This window comes from Lactiplantibacillus sp. YT640 (assembly GCF_049745435.1).
Classification (GTDB): Bacteria; Bacillota; Bacilli; order Lactobacillales; family Lactobacillaceae; genus Lactiplantibacillus; species Lactiplantibacillus plantarum.
The window spans coordinates 1-19,875 of the sequence record NZ_JBMNVY010000027.1 but is presented as its reverse complement, the minus strand read 5'-3'; the positions used below and the strand labels follow the sequence as shown (position 1 = coordinate 19,875).

At 44.6% G+C, this 19,875-nt stretch carries 16 protein-coding genes; 10 read left to right on the top strand and 6 right to left on the bottom strand.

Annotated features, from left to right (window positions below; translation table 11 throughout):
* The first annotated feature begins 54 nt into the window (after positions 1 to 54).
* Entirely contained in the window at positions 55 to 1,380 is a 1,326-nt protein-coding gene (gene celB / locus ACOV1R_RS12980; protein ID WP_003641861.1) for a PTS cellobiose transporter subunit IIC, read from the top strand.
* A 133-nt stretch (positions 1,381 to 1,513) separates the two neighbouring features.
* Here the strand turns inward: celB and ACOV1R_RS12975 are convergent, their stop codons facing one another.
* Positions 1,514 to 1,843 (bottom strand): hypothetical protein, encoded by a 330-nt coding sequence (locus ACOV1R_RS12975; protein ID WP_236039356.1) that lies wholly within the window; start codon positions 1,841 to 1,843, stop codon positions 1,514 to 1,516.
* Between the two features lie 228 nt (positions 1,844 to 2,071).
* Here ACOV1R_RS12975 and ACOV1R_RS12970 point away from each other — a divergent pair, with 228 nt between their 5' ends.
* Entirely contained in the window at positions 2,072 to 2,326 is a 255-nt protein-coding gene (locus ACOV1R_RS12970) for a hypothetical protein (RefSeq protein ID WP_003641863.1), read from the top strand.
* Between the two features lie 154 nt (positions 2,327 to 2,480).
* Here ACOV1R_RS12970 and ACOV1R_RS12965 read toward each other — a convergent pair whose 3' ends face one another.
* Complete coding sequence (locus ACOV1R_RS12965) at positions 2,481 to 3,512, bottom strand: LCP family protein (protein WP_097558191.1); 1,032 nt, start codon at positions 3,510 to 3,512, stop codon at positions 2,481 to 2,483.
* A gap of 272 nt (positions 3,513 to 3,784) precedes the next feature.
* Between ACOV1R_RS12965 and ACOV1R_RS12960 the strand changes: the two genes are divergently transcribed.
* From ACOV1R_RS12960 to ACOV1R_RS12950, 3 genes are all read left to right on the top strand, one after another.
* Positions 3,785 to 5,179, top strand: a complete 1,395-nt coding sequence (locus ACOV1R_RS12960) for an FAD-binding oxidoreductase (RefSeq protein WP_016511414.1) — start codon at positions 3,785 to 3,787, stop codon at positions 5,177 to 5,179.
* Positions 5,180 to 5,325: 146 nt separating this feature from the next.
* Entirely contained in the window at positions 5,326 to 5,631 is a 306-nt protein-coding gene (locus tag ACOV1R_RS12955) for a hypothetical protein (RefSeq protein WP_003641866.1), read from the top strand.
* Positions 5,632 to 5,761: 130 nt separating this feature from the next.
* Positions 5,762 to 6,370, top strand: a complete 609-nt coding sequence (locus ACOV1R_RS12950; protein ID WP_243530655.1) for a GTP pyrophosphokinase — start codon at positions 5,762 to 5,764, stop codon at positions 6,368 to 6,370.
* 255 nt (positions 6,371 to 6,625) lie between these two features.
* Here ACOV1R_RS12950 and ACOV1R_RS12945 read toward each other — a convergent pair whose 3' ends face one another.
* Positions 6,626 to 7,198: a TetR/AcrR family transcriptional regulator gene (locus tag ACOV1R_RS12945; RefSeq protein ID WP_003643718.1), complete on the bottom strand. Its 573-nt coding sequence runs from the start codon at positions 7,196 to 7,198 to the stop codon at positions 6,626 to 6,628.
* Between the two features lie 180 nt (positions 7,199 to 7,378).
* Between ACOV1R_RS12945 and ACOV1R_RS12940 the strand changes: the two genes are divergently transcribed.
* The 5 genes from ACOV1R_RS12940 to ACOV1R_RS12920 all read left to right on the top strand — a co-directional run bounded on the left by ACOV1R_RS12940 (position 7,379) and on the right by ACOV1R_RS12920 (position 16,794).
* On the top strand, positions 7,379 to 11,281 hold the full coding sequence (locus ACOV1R_RS12940; protein WP_097558190.1) for an MMPL family transporter: 3,903 nt from the start codon (positions 7,379 to 7,381) through the stop codon (positions 11,279 to 11,281).
* Positions 11,282 to 11,460: 179 nt separating this feature from the next.
* A complete protein-coding gene (locus ACOV1R_RS12935) occupies positions 11,461 to 12,024 on the top strand; it encodes a DNA-3-methyladenine glycosylase I (protein WP_015379719.1) in 564 nt (187 codons plus the stop codon).
* Positions 12,025 to 12,264: 240 nt separating this feature from the next.
* A complete protein-coding gene (locus ACOV1R_RS12930) occupies positions 12,265 to 14,322 on the top strand; it encodes a lectin-like domain-containing protein (protein WP_097558189.1) in 2,058 nt (685 codons plus the stop codon).
* Between the two features lie 322 nt (positions 14,323 to 14,644).
* Positions 14,645 to 16,123 (top strand): ABC transporter permease, encoded by a 1,479-nt coding sequence (locus ACOV1R_RS12925; protein WP_128485139.1) that lies wholly within the window; start codon positions 14,645 to 14,647, stop codon positions 16,121 to 16,123.
* A gap of 11 nt (positions 16,124 to 16,134) precedes the next feature.
* Positions 16,135 to 16,794: an ABC transporter ATP-binding protein gene (locus ACOV1R_RS12920; protein WP_003641873.1), complete on the top strand. Its 660-nt coding sequence runs from the start codon at positions 16,135 to 16,137 to the stop codon at positions 16,792 to 16,794.
* Positions 16,795 to 16,922: 128 nt separating this feature from the next.
* Here ACOV1R_RS12920 and ACOV1R_RS12915 read toward each other — a convergent pair whose 3' ends face one another.
* The 3 genes from ACOV1R_RS12915 to ACOV1R_RS12905 all read right to left on the bottom strand — a co-directional run bounded on the left by ACOV1R_RS12915 (position 16,923) and on the right by ACOV1R_RS12905 (position 19,358).
* Positions 16,923 to 17,684: a CPBP family intramembrane glutamic endopeptidase gene (locus tag ACOV1R_RS12915; RefSeq protein ID WP_015379723.1), complete on the bottom strand. Its 762-nt coding sequence runs from the start codon at positions 17,682 to 17,684 to the stop codon at positions 16,923 to 16,925.
* A gap of 95 nt (positions 17,685 to 17,779) precedes the next feature.
* Positions 17,780 to 18,499, bottom strand: coding sequence for a CPBP family intramembrane glutamic endopeptidase (locus tag ACOV1R_RS12910; protein WP_015825089.1), 720 nt, complete (start codon positions 18,497 to 18,499; stop codon positions 17,780 to 17,782).
* A gap of 121 nt (positions 18,500 to 18,620) precedes the next feature.
* Entirely contained in the window at positions 18,621 to 19,358 is a 738-nt protein-coding gene (locus ACOV1R_RS12905) for a LysM peptidoglycan-binding domain-containing protein (protein ID WP_128485138.1), read from the bottom strand.
* Positions 19,359 to 19,875 lie beyond the last annotated feature (517 nt).

The following is a 19,875-nucleotide window of genomic DNA, read 5'->3' as shown; positions in this document are numbered from 1 at the left end:
TGAGAATGTTCGTTAAATGAATATGCACAACAAATTATTTTAGGGGGTCACGACATGAGCGAAAACAATAACAAGTCGAGCTTTGTTAATGACCGACTTGTCCCTTTCTTTGGCAAGATTGCTGGTTCTCGTCACTTAATTGCCTTACGTGATGGGATGACATTGGCAGTGCCAATGATTATTATCGGGTCGGTCTTCATGATCATTGCGCAATTCCCTATCAAGGGTTATCAGACCTTTATGGCCAATACCTTTGGTTCGAATTGGGCAACGATCGTCCAATATCCAACTAACGCCTCGTTCCATATCATGGGCTTGATTGCGGTTATTGGGATTTCTTATAACTTGGCAAAGAGTTATAAAGTCGATCCAATCTCTGCCTCAATTGTTTCGTTAGGCGCTTGGTTCTTAACGATTCCATTAAACACCGATAAGGCAGGAGCACTGTGGGTACCATTAACCCAACTTGATTCGGCGGGGTTATTCACGGCGCTACTGATTGGGTTGTTTATTACTGATTTTTACGTTTTCATGGTGCATCGCAATTGGACGATTAAGATGCCTGATAGCGTGCCACCGGCAGTTAGCAACTCGTTTGCAGCCTTAGTACCCGGTTTCGTCATCTTATTCTTGATGTGGTTACTGCGGTTGGCTGTTGAAGCATCACCAATGCAGAGTATTCCTAACGTGATTTCATTCGTCTTAGCTAAACCATTAGGCTTGTTGAGTAACACGTTACCAGGGGCCTTGGTTGCTGAATTCGTTGTATGTATTCTTTGGATTTTCGGGATTCACGGTGCCAACGTGGTTTCTGGGGTCATGCAACCAATCTGGTTAGCTGCGATGTCTCAAAATGCGGAAGCGCTTAAGGCTGGTAAGGCTTTACCAAACGTTGTGACACAACAATTCTTCGACAACTTTGTCCACATGGGTGGTTCCGGTGCGACCTTGGGACTGGCTTTCATGATTGCCTTTGTTGCCAAGAGTGCCGAATTCAAGACATTAGGTAAGCTGGTTATCGGACCCGCATTGTTCAATATCAATGAACCAATTGTCTTCGGGTTGCCAATCGTTATGAACTATCGGATTGCCGTTCCGTTTATCTTGGCACCGTTAGTTAATGTTACGACGACTTACATTGCAATGTCGACGGGCTTAGTTGCGAAGACCGTTGGGGTCATGGTTCCTTGGACCACGCCGCCAATTATCTCTGGTTACTTAGCAACGATGCACATCTCAGGTGCGGTATTACAAATTGTTAATATTGTGCTTGATGGTGCCATCTACTACTTCTTCTTCAAGGCCTTAGATCGTGATAAGGTTAAGGAAGAAAAGACCTTTGCTGCTAAAGAAGCTGCTGGCGAAACGGTCGAAGCTTAAGTTAAATCATTAATGTAGTAATTGTATAAATACCACCATTAGCGACTTGCTGAAAGTCTGTTGATGGTGGTATTTTAATGTCGATTTTTGAGAAGCGCGTGCAGATTAAAGCGAACCGAGTGACTTGGAATTGTCACCGGGTTCGCCTTTTATTAACGGGTATGAAATTGTGGGTGCAACATTCGGGGTGACCATGGTCAGTACCCTTGTACTGCAATAGCCAATAAGCGTTTTGCGGCAAAGCGCTACGGGCAATGACGTGTGCAACGGTGTAGCGAATCGTGTCGGCATTAGCGTCAGTCCATAAACGCCAAGTTGGTAACTTAGCTGCTTGAACCGGTTCCCAATCGCCCAATTCTTGTTCACTAGTAGTTAGTGCGGTGAGTAAATCAGGCCGTTCGGAACCAGTCAGTTCGATGTAGTAGCAATACGCTTGCGGATGCAGGGTGTTGGGCTGGCTCATGATGAGATTGCTCCTTTGGATGGTTTTAACGAGTTATCGTTGACTTAAATAACCTTATCATCAATCATAGTACAACCGTTTGACTAAATTGACTAGCTTTTTCGCTTACTGTTATTAAAATGTAATATTCAAACTTGCAATTAAAAATAATTGAGTGTTGCGCCTTGACCTGGAACGCGTTTCAGCACGTATATTAAGTGGTGAAAATAACGAGGGGGTGCAGCACGAATGGAAACGGGAATTTTAAAACAGATTGATTTAACAACGACAACGGAACGGTATTTCTTCGTGCAAGTACAACGACTGGCCGACTATGTCTGGATTCGCTCAGTTCAAAACTTTAAGCCTTTAGAATTAACGGTTCGGGTGAGTGATTTACAGGTGAACAAGCACCAGGCCGTTGCTGACCGGGGGAATATCAAATATGAGTTTAACGACGATACCGGGGGACTGGTGACGCAACTTGCTGGCTGGGTGCACTAAGACGGTGACAGACAAGCAGTAACTGTGATACTTTAGGCAATCAACAACCAATAATACTAATGGCAGCAATCAATTTTAACTAGGCTAGGACTAAATCAGGCGCGCCACTGAAGGCTATAATGCTTCAGTGGCACGCCTGATTATCATTAAAAGATCACTTGGTATTATCACTGTAAGTGATTTTATCTAAACCTTGGGTGTCATAATTGAGATTGGTTTTGCCGTCATACACGGTATTCTTGGCGTTTAGCTTGGTTTCCATGTTGGTAAGGGTCTCAGTACTGAGCCCCAGTTGGGTCCGAAGGCGGTCCGACGTTTGTTGCAAGGTCTTTGTACTTAAAATCTGATAGGAACTCGTATTGATCCAAGCGGGTGAGCCAATGACTTGAGTCGACTGGATGTGTTTCATATTGGCACGATCATGCGTCGCTAACCCAACAAGGTCGTTAAAGCTAAGGTCAGTTTGTAAATTACCCTTCAGTGAAGTGAGTAATTGATTGTAGCGACTATAGGTCTTAGTCTCGGCGAGTTTGGCGAGAACCGCCCGCATGACTTGTTGTTGCCGTAATTGACGGCCGTAGTCGCCCCGGGGGTCCTGATAACGCATCCGTGTATAAGATAGCGCCTGTTTACCATTGAGATGGTGTTTGCCCTTGGTTACTGTGATGTGGTCGAATGAAACGTTGAGTGGACTAGTGATCGTCACACCTCCAACGGCATCCACGATTTGTTTGAGACCGCCCATATTGATAGTTGCATAGTAATCGATAGGCACGTTGAATAGCTTGCTAACACTAGCCTTGGTCATCTTGGAGCCACCAATATTGTAAGCGGCGTTGAGTTTTTGAACATTTGTGTCCTGATCACCGACCATTTCTGCTAATGAATCGCGTGGAATGCTGGTAATGAGCGTTTTCTTGGTCTGCGGATTGATCGTAACGACCATAATGGTGTCAGAATTTCCCTTATCAATACGACCGTCTGCCCCGGTGTCAACACCTAGTAGTAAGATGCTGAGTGGCTTAGTCGTATCAATTTTAGTACTGCTGTTTCCCGTATAGATCGTCGACTGGTAGCGCGCCTGTGCCTGGCGAATAATTAAGCCAATCGCCACGAATGCGATAACGATAATGATGCCGACCGCAATTAACACTGGCCGTAATTTTGAAGATGCTGAATGCCGCATGTTCAAATCCTCCCTTAATTAAAGGCGTTAAGATGGTTCCCCGGATAACGTCTTTGTCTTGAAATCACTGTTTCTAGCATACCCGGTCAGTACGATCCCGGAAAATACTTATTTTGAGTGTACTTAATTTAAAAAATAGATACCACCTAAAAGAATTAGATTGGAAACTGAGCAAATTAGGAGCGGTCACTTACGGACAGTATTACGGCAGAAAACGGATTCTTGGCTTATACTGACAGTGAACTTAAATATATGAAGTGAGGTTTGGTAATTTGACAGTCTTTCGCGCATTTTCTAACCAAGAAGTTTTAGATTATTTAGCAACGCAAGTCACTGACGGGCAGGTCTTCACTGACGAGGAGACGCTGAAAAAATACTCTTTCAGTCCGCGGTTGACCGATGACGATAGTGGCCTTGCCTTAGCCTATGTCGAAGCACATACGACCAAGGACATTCAAGGAACGTTGAAAACGGCCCGTAAATACCACATCGCAGTGATTCCCCAAGACCAAACAACGAGCACTGTTATCGGTGCGGACGGGTTAACGGACAGTCTGATTCTTTCAACCGCCAAGATGAATCGAATCATCGAAATTAGCAAGGCTGATTCCATCGCCGTGGTTGAACCCGGCGTCGTTAACGGTGATCTGGATAAAGAAGCACGCAAGCAGGGTATGTTCTACGCGCCGGACCCTGGTTCTAAGCCCATCTCTGGAATTGGCGGTAATGTGGCGACAAACGCCGGCGGGATGAGCACGGTCAAGTATGGGGCTACTAAGGACAATGTCTTAGGCGTTAAGGTCGTTTTAGCCGATGGTCGCGAAGTTAAGTTAGGCGGTCGGACGCTAAAGCAGGCCTTTGGTTATGATTTAACGCAATTGATGATTGGTTCGGAAGGCACGTTAGGAATCATTACCGAAGTAATCGTTAAACTGTTGCCGATTCCGCTAGGGACCCCCGTGATGGGCGTCGCCTTTTTCGATAATATGACGGCCTTGGCTAAAGCAGTCACGGCGATTCGAATCTCCGGTGTTTATCCAACGATGCTAGAGGCATTGGATGGCAATACGGTTGCGGCACTCGATCGTTACGAGAAGACGCACTATGCTAAGAATAGTGCGGCGATGTTGATCTTTAAGCTTGATAATGGTGGTCAGGATAGTATGGCAGTCGTTAAGAAGATACTGGCCGAACAGCAAGCCAACGATGTTAAGATTACGACCGAGCCTAAGGAACAGGCAGCGCTAGAACAATTACGGCGCGACATGCTGCCGGCAGTTTTTGCTGGTCAGAATCATATTATGGAAGATATGGCCGTGCCATTATCGCAATTAGCCCCATTAATGGACTATATTCAAGAACTATCCAAGCGGTTAGACGTCGAAATCTATACGGCTGGACATGCTGGCGATGGCAATGTGCACCCGACCTTAGTGTGGTCAACGTCGGTAACCGAAGTGCCTGAAAAAATTATTATTGCGCTACAAGAAATGTTTAAGAAGACGCTGGCACTTGGTGGGACGATTTCGGGTGAACACGCAGTCGGAATGTTGAAAAATCAATGGAACAATGCCGAATTAGGCGAAGATGTTGATATGTTGCAACATCAGATCAAAGCACTCTTTGACCCGATGAATATTTTGAACCCGAAACGTAAAATCAATTAACCCAACGATTACAAAGCGCTTAAGTTTTGATAGCAGTTGTTGGTCAGATATTGCGTAACTTGGTCATCGTGTCTTATTATTGAGATAGTCCCAAAAATGAGTTGTTGGTTAATGAGTCACTAAGAATGTGCAGTGTGGATTAACCGATGCGAAGGAGGCCCCAAGTGATACCTAAGAGTGCGCGAATCCGAATTGAATTTGATGCCGAAGTACTCCGCAACGAGATTTTTGATGTGCATGACTTCGCCAGTTTTCAAAGTTTCTGGCAGCGATTTGAGAATTTCTTGGCCGATCGCATGGTCGTTGGTCACCTGAACGTGTTAGAGGGCCGCGGCCTGATTCCTAGTGATTTTGCAGATGTTGACGGACACTTAGCTTACCAAGTTGGTGAAGATGCGCACCAAATTGCGTATGACCAAATTGCGCGTGAGTGGACCATCACGATCCGTTAAGGTAGATTGAGAGAGAATAGAGTCTTATATTGGAGCGATATTGATTGAGCACAACAAATTCCCAAGCAAGTGCAGATAATGATCAGCTTTTGCCAGCACACCCCCGGAACTTTTGCAAGCTGTTGATCAGTTGAAAGCTTATTCGTTACGTTATGAAGTTGCGATGAAGCTCGTTTTAGATAAGTTAGATTATATTAGTCGAGAGTATGAGCTTCGTTACGGCTACGCATTAATTGATAGCAAGCAGTCCCGGATCAAGTCGCCTGAGAGCATTGTTGGTAAGATGCAACGTAAGCATTTACCGTTAACGTTAAATGCGGTGTTTAATAATTTGCATGATATTGCGGGTATCCGGTTGATTGTTCGTTTCCTAAGCGATGTCAAGACAGTCGAGAATTTATTGGCGACTCAGGCTGACATTAAAGTATTACGAGTGAAGGATTATATTCATCATCCTAAAGCTAATGGCTATCAGAGTTTGCATTTAATCCTCGGGGTGCCAGTCTACACTGTTGATGGGCCGAGCATCATTGAGGTCGAACTACAAGTACGGACGATTGCCATGAACTTTTGGGCGTCGTTGGAGCATGAATTAAATTATAAGAAGAACGTTCCGCATCAGGACGCATTGCGAGCGTCATTGACTAAGAAGGCGCAGTTAATTACGGAGCTGGATCAGGAAATGGACGATATCAAGCAACGGATGTATGAACCTAAGACGCCCCCAAAAGAAGTCTAAAAAATGCCCGATTATTAGCAGGTAATTGCTAATAATCGGGCATTTTGGGGTTTTCTTGACGCGAATCAAGTCCATCCATGCACATGACTGGTATCTTATATAGAAGAAAGTAATTAAGAAGTTAGATTGCTTTTGCAATTAAAGGGTTCATGTTACTTTTAATATGCAAGATAATTTCCAAGACATATTGATAATAATTAATTTAATGGGAATAGCTAGATTAATTAAACTAACAATCGAATAGTGGGGTTAAATTCAGTGTTCAGCCAAATTTTTGACTGGTTTTCCTCGGTACCACCAGTCGTTGATAAAACTGGCCAGTTCTTCCGGTGATTCATGTAGTCCTGTTTTTAACCAATAACGGACAACACCAACGATACCATTGAGATAATACTCAAACATGTACTCTTTTTCGCGATTGCCAATACCAGTGATCTCAGCTTGGTTATGTGCTAAGATCTCACGCTTAGTTGTTGCGATAAAGCTCATCAGAAAATCCTGGTCGGTTGTTAAGATGAAGGAAGTAACGGCGTGGCGTTTCTTAACCACCTCAAAAATTCCCGTCAGAATGGCTTGTAAAGAGTCGGGATTAAGATGTTTATCAATAACAGCTAGCAGTTCTTCCGTGGCATCTTGTTCCATCTTCTGCATGCAATCTTTGACGTCTTCATAATGGGCGTAAAAGGTGCCCCGGTTGATATCTGCGGCCTTGCAGACAGCAGTGACCGTAATCTCATCTAGCGACTGATGTTGGAGTAAGTTGATTAGACTATCTTGAATTAGGCGTTCGGTCATTTGCGAACGACGGTTGTTTTTAGTACCTACCACTGAAGTTCACCTCATTATTTGAACAATATACTATTGTTTGTTTATTTAATGACGATTTTATGAAAATTGTTGGTTGAAATTACACCGGTTTTCATTTAACATGTTGTTATTATTTAAACACATTGTTGATTAAATGTCACGATGTCGTTTTAAGAATCTGAATTAGGGAAGGGATATAACGTGAAAGGGAGCCGTAGACGTTTTACAATCCAAGCGATTGTTTGGCTAGTTGTGATGGTAGCGGCCATCATCTTCCTGCCAAATATCAGCAGTCTGGTACGTGATAAGGGCCAGACCAAGTTGCCAAGTAGTGCCAAGAGTCAAGTCGCACAAGTCATTCAGAATCATTGGGGGCGTAATCAAAATAATACGCGCCAAGTGGTGGTGGTCTTCAATAATGGTGATTCACCGTTAACGAGTGACCAGAAGCAAGCAATCGATGGGACGATTCAACGCTTCAAAGTGCAGAAATCAAAATATCACGTGAAATCAATGACGGCTGCCAGTGATAATGCTGCTGCCAAAAAGCAATTGATTTCAAAAGACAAATCCACCCAATTACTACAATTAATGGTTGGTAAGAATCAGACCGTCGCGAACATGACCAAGAATATTACGGCTGGTGCCAAAACGGCTGGGGTTAAGACGTACGTGACAGGGAGTGACATCTTAAATGATGACTTCACTCAGGAAACGGAAGCTGGGATTCAGAAGACTGAAATTATTACCGTTATTTTCATTTTCATCGTGTTAACGTTAGTCTTCCGCTCGCCGATTACGCCGTTAGTTTCACTGTTGTCAGTTGGGGTGTCGTTCATTATCTCGCTGAGCGTTGTGATGAATCTCGTTAATAAATTTAACTTTCCATTGTCGAACTTTACCCAAGTCTTTATGGTCGTGGTCTTGTTCGGGATTGGGACCGACTACAATATTCTACTGTTCGATCAATTCAAAGAAGAACTCAGTCATGGCGATAGTCCGGTCGCCGCGACTGGGCGCGCGTTAAAGATTGCCGGACGAACGATCCTATACAGTGGATCGTCACTATTGATTGGGTTTAGTGCCCTCGGGTTAGCGAACTTCTCAATTTACAAGTCAGCGGTTGGGGTTGCCATTGCGGTTGCTATCCTATTGCTCGTCTTGTTAACGTTGAACCCATTCTTCATGGCGTTATTAGGACCACGGTTATTCTGGCCAACGAAGAAGTTTGCTGGTGGTAGTACGAGCAAGATGTGGCACGGCATTGCAGCGTCATCAGTTCGTTACCCAATCATCGCCCTAGTCGTTGTTTTGGGTGTCTCATTACCGTTTATCCTAACGTACAATAATGAATTAAACTACGATACGTTAGCTGAATTAAACGACACGATTCCTGCGAAGAAAGGGTTCCAAGTTGTTCAGGATCACTTCTCCAAGGGGACGGCTGAACCGTCAACGTTATATATCAAGACGGATCATGCCTTCAACAATGAAAAAGATCTAAAAGTCATTGACAGCTTAACGAAGCAGTTACAAAAAGTTAAGGGTGTTAAAACCGTGGCGTCTGTCACCCAACCCGGTGGCTCACAAATCGATCAATTATACGTTGGCAACCAATTAGGCACCGTCACTAGTGGGATGAAGTCTGCTAGCAAGGGGTTGACTAAGATTGGTAGTGGGTTAGATAGCGCCAATAGTAAGTTGAAGAGTGCCAATATGTCGGATAGCGCGAAGTCGGCCAAGAAGTTGGCGGATGGGGCGGATGAAGTTTCATCAGGACTCAATACTTTAAATGGTAAGACTGGAACCCTTTCAAGTGGGGCTGGTCAGTTGGCAAGTGGTTCGAGCTCGTTAGCGAGTGGATTAGTTACTTATACTAATGGTGTCTACACGGTCAATAATGGTTTGAACCAGTTGAACAGTAAGACTGGAACGTTGGCTAGTGGAGTTAATCAGTTGTTAAGCGGCACACAGAGCTTGTCAAATGGACTTGATACGTTAAATAATAATAAAACAACTATTTCTCAAGGAACTGCAAGCTTAACCTCTAGCGTAGCACAATTGCAAAGTGGTTCGAGTCAACTTTCAACCAAGCTAGCTGAACTGGAAGCAAAAGTGAAAGCTGGAAGCACGGACGTTAATGCGTCACAATTGCAGACATTGATTGATGGACTCAATACACTCAATACAAAGATGGAGACAGTGGCTAACAGTTCTGGCAAAGTTAAGTCTGGAATTGCATTGTTACAAGACAGTGCTAAGAATGCTAATTCTGCGCAAACTAAAATGACTAATGATATGACGACTGTTCAAAGTGCGCTGGAAAGTGCGGCTAAAACTGATGCTGCTAATGCAGCCGGTACATCGTCCAGTTCAACGGCAACTGTGAATGCTGATACGGTCGCTTCTGCAGCGGTTGCTGCTGCAGGTTCAAGTGTGACTGATGACCAGAAGGCTGCTATTAGTTCGGCAGTAACTTCGGCCGTGAACGCGCAAAACAGTTCGAACGCTAGTGCAAGTACTTCGGCGACAAAGGCAACAACGACGACCACGTCGGGTGCAAAAGCCGGGCTGGAAGCATTGTCTGATTTGAGTGCGCAACTCAAGACAATTGCGGATCTCAACAACCAGTTACAAACAGCGAGTTCTCAATTGAGTGGCTTGTCAGGCCTTGGTGACTTGGCAACGGCAAGTATTTCAGCAAATAATAATTCAATCACAGCAATTAAGGGATTACAAACGGCGGTTACAGAAATGCAGACGCTTGAAACTGCGACTGAACAATTGTCAGCAGGCTCTGACCAACTCACTTCAAAGCTCGGTCAGTTGCTAAGTGGTACCAATACACTTGCGTCAAAACTGGATACTTACACAGGTGGTGTGACTAAGCTTGCTTCTGGGGCAAACACGGTTAATAATGGAATGAGCAGTTTAAGCGCGCAAATTCCAACGCTAACGAGTGCCATCAGTGCGCTTGATTCTGGGACTAACCAATTAGCTGCCAACTCTTCAACGTTAAATAGTGGTGCTTCACAATTAGCTAGTGGGACTGCAAGTTTGAACTCGCAAGTACCAACCTTGGTAAGTGGTGTAAGTAAGCTTAACAGTGGTGCCTCGCAAGTGGCCTCTGGTAATGAACAAATGTACACCAGTATTCAAAGCTTAGTAGGTCAGATGCAGACGCTCCAAGATGGTTTGAAGACTGCCAGCGACGGAACTAAGACAATCAACACTGGTGTTGGCTCAGCTAACAGTTACTTGACTGGCTTAAAGGATTCCGCGGCTGCGAAGACGTATTACGTGCCAAAGAGCACTTTGAAGGGTAAGACTTACAAGTCTGCTTTGAAGGCTTATATGTCTGGTAACAACCACGCAACGAAGTTAACAATCGTCTTGAATGAAAATCCAAGTTCGAAGTCAGCGATGGATAAAGTAACGGCAATTCAAAAGCAAGCGACGAATAGCTTGAAGGGAACTGCGTTAGATGGTGCCACCATTGCGATTGGTGGTCAAACGTCTGAAACGAACGATACCCAAGCAATTGCTTCTAGTGACTTCGTTCGGACCGCTGCAATTATGTTGGTCGGAATCCTAATTGCCTTGATGGTTATCACGCGTTCTGTCTTACAACCGTTCTACATCTTAGGGACTTTGTTATTGGCTTACATTATGTCCTTGAGTATTACACGGATCTTGAGCAACTGGTTCTTGGGTCAAAGCATGTTAACTTGGAACACACCGTTCTTCGGGTTCATCATGTTGATTGCGCTTGGGGTCGACTACAGTATCTTCTTGATGATGAAGTATCGTGAATTTGATAATTCGGCTGCGACACCAAGTACTCGAATTGTCAGAGCTTCCGCCGTCATTGGAGCCGTGGTCTTATCCGCTGCCTTGATCTTGAGTGGGACGTTCGCCGCCTTGATGCCATCCGGTGTCTTGACGTTGATTCAAGTGGCGATGGTTGTGATTATCGGGTTGATTATCCTGGTATTCGCCATCCCAACGATTATTCCAAGTTTGATTCGCTTAACTTATCCGTTGACGGATCGTATGGAAGACGAAACCACTGCTGAAAAGCAGACGAAACGAAATCGGCAATAAAATAAGTCAGTTATGCGATAATAAGTGTAACCAACTGGCGCCGTCTAACGATTCAAGTTGGACGGCGCTTTTTTTAGGGGCTGCACTTAGATTTTAAAAACAGTGTTAGTTTTAGTCTAAGAGTATGCGGCGAGTATGAGATAGCCGGATTGGATAGTGGCGATAAGGAGATGTTTTTAATGCAACGATGTGCATGGGCGGATTCATCACCAGCAATGCAAGCGTATCATGACAACGAATGGGGGCGGCCGCAACATAATCAGCAACGACTTTTTGAACTGTTGTGCTTGGAGACTTATCAAGCAGGACTGAGCTGGCAGACCGTCCTGAATAAGCGGGCGGCTTTTAATGAAGATTTTGCGGATTACGATGTTGACCAGGTGGCCGCTATGACGACCGCCGATGTTGAGCGACTACTAACCGATGCTCGAATTATTCGGCATCGTCAGAAGTTAATGGCAACGATCAACAATGCTCGTGTGATTCGAGATTGGCCGGCCGGGGAAGACTTTGCCACTTGGTTATGGGCGTTTGTTGATAACCAGCCTATACGCCAGGCGTGGCCGTCAATCGATGAGGTTCCGGTAACAAACGACTTGGCGCAACAAGTGTCTAAAGAGATGAAACGCCGCGGCTTCAAGTTTGTCGGGCCGACAACCATTTATTCTTATCTTCAAGCGACTGGTCTCATTAATGATCATGTGGCGGACTGCCCATTTGCTCCAGAAAATTTACCGGCCTAACGCGCTTAATTCCCGGCGCGGTGAGTAAGTGAGCCGTCAATTTAAAACCAGCGCGATGACAACTGTCAGGCGCTGGTTTTTATTAAAATCAATATGTTTTGGTATAAGTGTGATTGCTTAAATTTTATGTATAAATAAATACTTATTATAACCATAAAAATAATTGACATGATGTCGCTTAATTTGCTAAGATACGGCGTAAGAATAGCTGCGGAAGGCAAGTGATGGGAGCGACGTTAGGTGAAAGAAGTAAGGTTTTGGGGACTCTTGTTAGGACTGCTTGTCTGTTTAGGGGCAGTGATACCGTTAGTTAGTAAGGCTGACGTACTTGATACGGCACCTGCTGGACTGAATCTGGAAGGCTTATTTGAACCGGGAAAGTTTGACCGTAATTCGGCCACAATGCAGACTGTTTTAAAGAATGGCCATTCGCAGCATGTTATCGAATTAACAAATGACGATAATCAAGTTGGGGCAATGTGGTCGACCCCTGTTAATCGCTTTAACATGCGGGTCGATAACCAAGTCTCAATGTGGGTGAACTTTGGGGACAAAGCCGTGAGTGAAGGACTGGCCGTTGTTTTACAGAATGATCCCCGCAAAATGAGTGCGATTAGTCGGTATGGAAAGAAAAGCATTATTGGTGAGAACTTGGGTGTTTATGGGACGGATACCTATACACGGCGAACGGCGCCGGCCACGATTGCTAAGACGGCGATTCAAAAAAGTTGGGCGTTGGAGCTGGATACCAAAGTGAATGACGGTGGTTTTTGGGGATTGTATCCCCGGGGGAATTCTTTCGATGAAAAGCCTAAAAAAATGCATATGGCCGCGAGCTACCCTGCAAGTCCGGATACTTATACGCAACGGGGTGGTTTAACGTCCTCTTATCGTTTTGAACAGAACCATGGGAGTATCGCTGATAAATTACCACTCGCGGACGGTAACTGGCACCATCTTGTATTGAAGTGGGTCGCCAGTAAACAAATCATGAGTTATACCCTGGATCAGGGACCAACACGAATGACCACAATTGATACAACAGTCTTTGGAAAGGATATCCGGAATGTTACTTGGGGATTAACTAGTACGGCGACAACCGCTAATGCCAGAACACTGGTCGTCTTTGACCGGTTGCCACAACCGATTGAAATCGAGTCAGATTTAAACGTAACCAATCTGACTCAAGAGCGAACTGTCCATGAAGGAGACTGGGTTCATGGTGGGGATGAGTTGGAATATGAGTACGTTCTGAGCTATCTCAATGGTGACAATGAATGGCAACAGGTTAAGGCCAGCCTACCATTACCCGAACAAGTTCACTTTAGTCACGCGAAGATCCGCTATGCGGATGGTACCGAGGAAGAGATCAATTTACCAGCGGACGATAACGAATCGTCGGTGGCCCGCTTACAACACGATTTGCAGCGGACACTATCAATGAAAAATCCGCACGCTTATATTACGCTGATTGGTGAGGCTGCCAAGGTCGATCGGGATACTTTTGTTGATGATGACATGAGTTACTTTGAGGGTCACGAGATGAAGACCGCAACGGCCACACCGCACTTCACCATTACGACCAATAAGACCGTTAACCTGACAATTGAACCGTTGACACAAGTGAAGAAAGGCGATCCCGTCATCATTAAGGGCCAAATTAAGCTAAATGATGGGTTAGACTTTGACAATGATGGCATGCGTATCGAGTACCGGGTCAATGGTGAAGCGGGAGAAGACTATCAGTTGAGCATGGACGATCCGGTTGGTTATGTCGAATTTGAAGTGGATGCCGAAGAACTACAAATCGGTGAAAATCAGATTACGTTACGGGCTCATAGCAAAGATAACGCCTACTCAGAACCAGTGACAGTAACGGTCACGGTCATTGGTGGGGAGTTACAGCTGAAAAAAGTCAGTACTGAAAGTGTGTTTGCACCAATCAAGCTGACGGGAACGGCTCAAGTCAGTCGGCCCGAGGGACTTGAAGTAGTTGTCAATGATGATACGGGCTCGAAAGCTGCTTGGCGCTTAGAGGCGACCGCGACCCCTCTCGTGACTAATCAGGGCCGCACACTAGCGGGAAACTTGTATTATCAGGATGGTGCCAAGCTGACAATGTTGGGAAAGGATGCCGTGGAAATCGCGCGCCAAAAGACGGCCCCGGGGATCGACTATGACGTGACCGCCCACTGGTCATCGCAACAAGGTTTGGTGCTCAAAACAACGCCCGCCGCTGTTCCTGGAAGTTATCAGGGTACGATCACGTGGCACTTAAGTACCGTACCGGAAGAGTGAGTTTACGATTGTGTAAGTAATTCGTTTAATCAATAAGTTCAATAGTCGCGACAAGAATTAATTGCTAATTCTTGTCGCGACTATTTGGCGTTCAGCGAAAGTGCTGACTAACGCATTTAAACGGGCCTCCGATACGGTGCAATGCTAGTAGTAGCAAGCACAACCAGCCTTTCAGGGGCTTAGCTAGCAAATTGAAAAATCTTCGGTTTCAGACCCATAAATAAACCCAGCAAGTTCACAAATTAGTCAGATTTCCCGTGTAGGTTAAAAGCAGTGCAAAGCAATTGTCATACCAATACTTTATCTGAAGGAGGGTTTAAGCGTGAATTTTTTTAAACGCGCATGGCTCAATCTAACGGCAAAAAAAGGCCGTTCAATTCTATTAGTACTTGTTACATCAGCAATCATGCTGTTTGTATTGGCCGGGTTATTGATTAGGAATGCTGCCGATACGGCAACTAGTAATGCCAAGAAAAGTGTCGGGGCGACCGTCACTTTATCTGCTAACCGGGAGGCGGCTTTTAAGAAGATGCGCAGCGCCACGTCGACGAGTAAAAGTAGTCGGCCTAAGTTGACGACATCGCCCGTTAAACTGAGTGATGCGAAGAAAATCGCCAAGCTTAGCAACGTTTCAAGTTACAATGCGACCGTCTCAACTTCCGCTAATGCGAAGGGCTTTGATACGATTTCAACATCAGGTAGTAGTACTGGTGGTGGGATGAAAGGTATGGGTGGCTCAAGTAGCAGTGGTACTGGTGATATCTCGATTATTGGGGTCACTAATACGAGCAGCGTCTCAACCTTTGAAAGTAGCTCAAGTAAAATTACGAAGGGCCGCGGTATTACAGCTAGTGATGAAGGCACTAACAACGTTGTCATCGAAAGTGAATTGGCTAAGGAAGATAGCCTGAGCGTCGGTGATACGATTAAGTTAAAAGCAACGACCGGTGATAAGAAGACTTACACGATGAAGATCGTTGGGATCTATAAAGCGTCGTCTAGTGCAAGTACGCAACAAGGTCCTGGTAGTACCGATGTCAGCAACAGTGTTTACACGTCATACACGTTCGCTAACACGGTCAAGGGTTCTAAGTACAAGAACACAGCTGATTCTGTGACTTTTGCAATCTCAGACCCCGCTAAAGTTAGCAGCGTCAAAACGTCTGGTAAACAGTTGATCAATACATCGAAGTATTCGTTGTCAACGGATGATAGCAGTTACCAAACGGTTAAGAGTTCGATGAATAACGTTAAATCATTTGCGGATAAGATTGTCTGGCTCGTTGCGATTGCTGGAACGATTATCTTAGCTTTAATCGTTATCTTGATGATTCGTGAACGCCGCTATGAAATTGGTGTCTTGTTATCATTAGGTGAGAGCCGTTGGAAGATTGTCGCTCAATTCTTTGCTGAAATGGTGATGGTCTTGATCGTCTCAGTTGTCTTAGCCGGATTCGGTGGTAAGTTTGTTGGTAATAAGCTGGGTGACCAGTTAGTTTCACAACAAACGACGACTGCAACGACTACGACGAGTTCAACTAGTCAGCAGGGTCAGCCTGGTGGCGGTGGGGGCGCCCCTAGTGATAACACTGGTGGTAGCAAGCCAAGCGGCAATATGCCTAGTGGCGGCGGTCAGACTGGTAATGCCAGTGCCACGACCGACACGAACTTAGATATTAATGTCACGGTAATGGATTTAGTTGAACTCGGCGGCTTTGGCTTAGCCATCATGTTCCTGTCGATTATGCTGGCTTCTGGTGGCATACTACGACTACAGCCGAAGAAAGTTTTAATTGATTAGGAGGGGCGGCAATGTTAAAAGTAAATGATCTTGGTTACTGGTATGACCGCCAAGAAAATAGTCTATTTGAGAATGTAAACCTTGAATTTAAGTCGGGGACTTCGTATGCCATTGTTGGTCAAAGTGGTTCCGGTAAGACGACCTTCCTCTCACTGCTGGCGGGTCTAGATAAACCGCGGGCTGGGCAAATTGAACTCAATGGTGAACCAATCAATAAGATTGGTCTGACGAACTATCGGAAGTCCAAAGTGGCAATCGTTTTTCAATCATATAATTTGTTGACGTATATGTCACCATTGAATAATCTGATGACTGCCATGGCAATTACGAACTCGGAACACCGTGGTGACAAGGATTATGCGATGAAGATGTTACGACGGTTAGGTATTACAGATGATCAGATGAAGAAGAATGTTCAACGCTTATCTGGTGGTCAGCAGCAACGGGTGGCGATTGCACGGACCATGGTGTGCGATGCTAAACTAGTGGTTGCGGATGAACCAACCGGTAATTTGGATGAAGAAAATACGAAATATGTGATTGACCAATTTCAAAAAATTGCGCATGAACAAAAGAAGTGCGTCATTATTGTCACGCATGAACCGGATGTTGCGGACGTTTGTGACCACTCCTACCGATTAGAAAAGCACAAATTTGTGGCGGAAACCTAGGGTGCTCTTACGATTGAATCAGACGTGAGTTGACGCGTACAATCGCATTTTTGTCAAGATAAGTCACTAAAAATGAGTTCTCAGAATGATTTGATTCTGGGGACTCATTTTTTGATTACTGTGAATTGCTAACGAGACAACAATCGTTTTTGAGGGCGAACTTGCCAGCGAACGATAAAGGCGATGATGATAAACAAGACGAGATAGAGCACCGAGATGCCAATCGCGTAAGCAACCGGAATACTCAACTTGGCCGCGGTGTGGGTATGCGTGGCCAAACTAACGACGACGGATACGTCCGATAAGGCGTGCAAGAAAATCGGCCAGACTAAGTTATTGGTTCGTAGATAAAGGCCGCAAAAAATCAGGCCACCCGCTGCAGCATAAAAGACTTGTGGGATGACGTAGCTGAGGGTCAGCTGGCTGCAGTTAATGAGTAGGTGGGTAAGACCAAATAGTAAACTGTCGATACAAATGGCTAGCATGAGTCGGTGAGGGAAGCATTGTCGTAGTAGTGGCAGGAGCATGCCCCGATAGATATATTCCTCAGTGATCCCGATAACTAGGGCGTAGCCAATATAGAGAATTAACGTTGGGGTCCAAGCAAGATGACATACCTTGATGAAGTTGCTCGTCATTGGTAGTAATAAAATAATAATTCCCGGGATGAGCTGCAAGCATTGTCGTACGAGTGATTGCGATTGCCACCACTGAATCGATATTTTAAACCAAAAATGATTTAATAGCAGGAAAATAAGTAATACAAGCAAGTCTTGGACCAGCCCACTGTATAAAGTTGGTACTGGTAGCCAGGCAATTAATTTAAAAAGAATTGGTACTAAAATGAAAATACTAATAGCGGCTCCCCAGCCGCGTTTGGTTGATGACATCGAAATCCCCTCCAGAAGTTAATGCTAACTTTAGTATAGGTCACATTGAAGGTGTTGGTTATATTAATTACGGATCGATTAGTTGCCGGTGGTCATTATGACAGCCACTGGTGATTTTGGCGTAGAATCGGCAGTATTAATAGGATAATGACCGCGATTTCGATGATTTGAAAACTAGTCGTCGTTATACCGGGCAAATTGATTGGAGGTTCCATCATGCTAAAGAAGTCATTGACGGTGTGAATCAACAATGGCCATAGTAGCGATGTTGTCTGTGCCGTGATTAAACATAATAGTAGCCCCAGTACGAACGTAAAGCCCAATTGCAATAGGGTTAAACTAAGTGTTTGGTGACCAAGATTGATTAGATGGGTCAAACTGAAGAGGATACTAGTGAAGACTGCAGCTCTACCTACACCCAATGTTGACTGGCTGGCCTGAAACAACATTCCGCGAAAAAAGGTCTCTTCGAACAGGCTGATCAATATGGCAACGAATAACAGGGTCAGGGTGTTTGTCAGTTGTTGGGCGGTTGCTAACGTATATAATCCAATTAGTGCGGCTACGATTAAGGTTGGCATGATGGGCCGGATTTGCCGACGCCAAGTTGCCGATACCCCAAATTTTAAGGTTTGCCGTAGCCAGTCACGATTTAATATGAGTGCAATTGCTAAAAAGAACAGCTCTTCGACCCCAGTTGTTAATGAGGATGGGAGTTGGGTTAAGCGTGGTAGCTGGAAAATCAGGCCAATCAACAACATACTGCCTAACATGCCACCCCATAGTGTGATGACTAATTTGGTTTCGTGGCGCATCTCCTCAGATCCTTCCTCGTATTCTCGCTACTAAGCATACGCCTTTTAAATGAATCTGAGCATAAAAAAACAGCGTAACGACAATTAATGTCATTACGCTGTTCGTTAGTAATCAGTTATTTTATAAAGCCCAAGCAGCCATGCCTTGTGCGTTGTATAAGCTAACGGCAGCGTTAACTTGGTCTTCAACAGAGCCACTGCTGATGTGCATGTTTTGGAATAAACCATAGGCACCAGAAGTACTGTTCTTGACCGTTGAGTTCCAGTTTGATTCACGCGTGATGATCGTGTTCCAAGTTGAAGCTGAAACGCCAGTCCGTGATTGCATTTGGCTTAATACGTAGCTCTTTAAGTTACTACCAGTGTAGCTTGAAGTCGTTGAGGTTGTTGAAGCTGTTGATGATGCAGCTGAGCTAGTAGCACTTGATGAAGCTTGACTAGTGGTTGCAGCAGAACTTGAAGCTTGGCTAGCAGCTGAAGAAGTAGCAGCAGAACTAGTAGCTTGGCTAGCAACTGATTGTGAAGAAGCACTAGTAGCACTGGCACTCGTTGCAGTTGAAGCAACTGAAGAAGTAGCTTGGCTAGTTGCTGATTGTGGTGCAGCACTTGTAGCAGCAGAAGTCGTGGTTGTAGTAGTAGTACCATTGACTTCAAGCTTATCACCAATGAAGATTAAGTTAACATTAGCTAACTTGTTTGCCTTTTCAATGGCTGAAACTGAAGTGTTGTGAGCTTGGGCAATTGCTGAAACAGTATCGCCGGCCTTAACAGTATAAGTATCAGCGTTGGCAACCGTTGTTGAGATAGCGAATAAAGCTAATGCAGCAGTTGATGATAATACAAGGTTTTTGATCTTCATAATAATTAATACACTCTCCTATAATTTGCGTGTGTTCGATTATTTACATATATTTTCTATTGGTCGAGCAGTTGATGTCTCAACCAATCAACAGTGACTAGTATAACTAGTGAGTGTTGCAGTGCAATAATCAGAACATTACGTTTTTAGGGGGTGCTTGTAATATAAGGCCGTTTTTGTAATGAATTGTAATATTTGAGCCGGATTTCATGTAAAATAGCGCTACCAATCCCGATTAACTAGCTAGAAAATCAATAACGACAATGATTAAGCGGGGAAACTAATGATGAAAATTAGCCGCTTTATCCGATAAAAGTGATCACTTTTGGTCGATTTATGAAAAGTCAACGAGGATTATCGATAATTTTAAGCACTTAACTAGTGAATTTTGACGGGTTAATTTGTCGGGAAGTCTGATTATAGTGACACTTAACTAGGGACTGTCTGAAAACTAAAAATTCAGGTATAATCTGAGGAAAAACGAATCGAGGCATTCCGATGACAACACCTAAACGAT

Coding starts and splice junctions, on each gene's coding strand:
- ACOV1R_RS12970 (WP_003641863.1), top strand. CDS start 2,072: ATGGAAACGGGAATTTTAAAACAGATTGATTTAACAACGACAACGGAA.
- ACOV1R_RS12910 (WP_015825089.1), bottom strand. CDS start 18,499: ATGCGCCACGAAACCAAATTAGTCATCACACTATGGGGTGGCATGTTA.
- ACOV1R_RS12965 (WP_097558191.1), bottom strand. CDS start 3,512: ATGCGGCATTCAGCATCTTCAAAATTACGGCCAGTGTTAATTGCGGTC.
- ACOV1R_RS12955 (WP_003641866.1), top strand. CDS start 5,326: ATGCGAAGGAGGCCCCAAGTGATACCTAAGAGTGCGCGAATCCGAATT.
- ACOV1R_RS12905 (WP_128485138.1), bottom strand. CDS start 19,358: ATGAAGATCAAAAACCTTGTATTATCATCAACTGCTGCATTAGCTTTA.
- ACOV1R_RS12915 (WP_015379723.1), bottom strand. CDS start 17,684: ATGTCATCAACCAAACGCGGCTGGGGAGCCGCTATTAGTATTTTCATT.
- ACOV1R_RS12975 (WP_236039356.1), bottom strand. CDS start 1,843: ATGAGCCAGCCCAACACCCTGCATCCGCAAGCGTATTGCTACTACATC.
- ACOV1R_RS12935 (WP_015379719.1), top strand. CDS start 11,461: ATGCAACGATGTGCATGGGCGGATTCATCACCAGCAATGCAAGCGTAT.
- celB (WP_003641861.1), top strand. CDS start 55: ATGAGCGAAAACAATAACAAGTCGAGCTTTGTTAATGACCGACTTGTC.
- ACOV1R_RS12920 (WP_003641873.1), top strand. CDS start 16,135: ATGTTAAAAGTAAATGATCTTGGTTACTGGTATGACCGCCAAGAAAAT.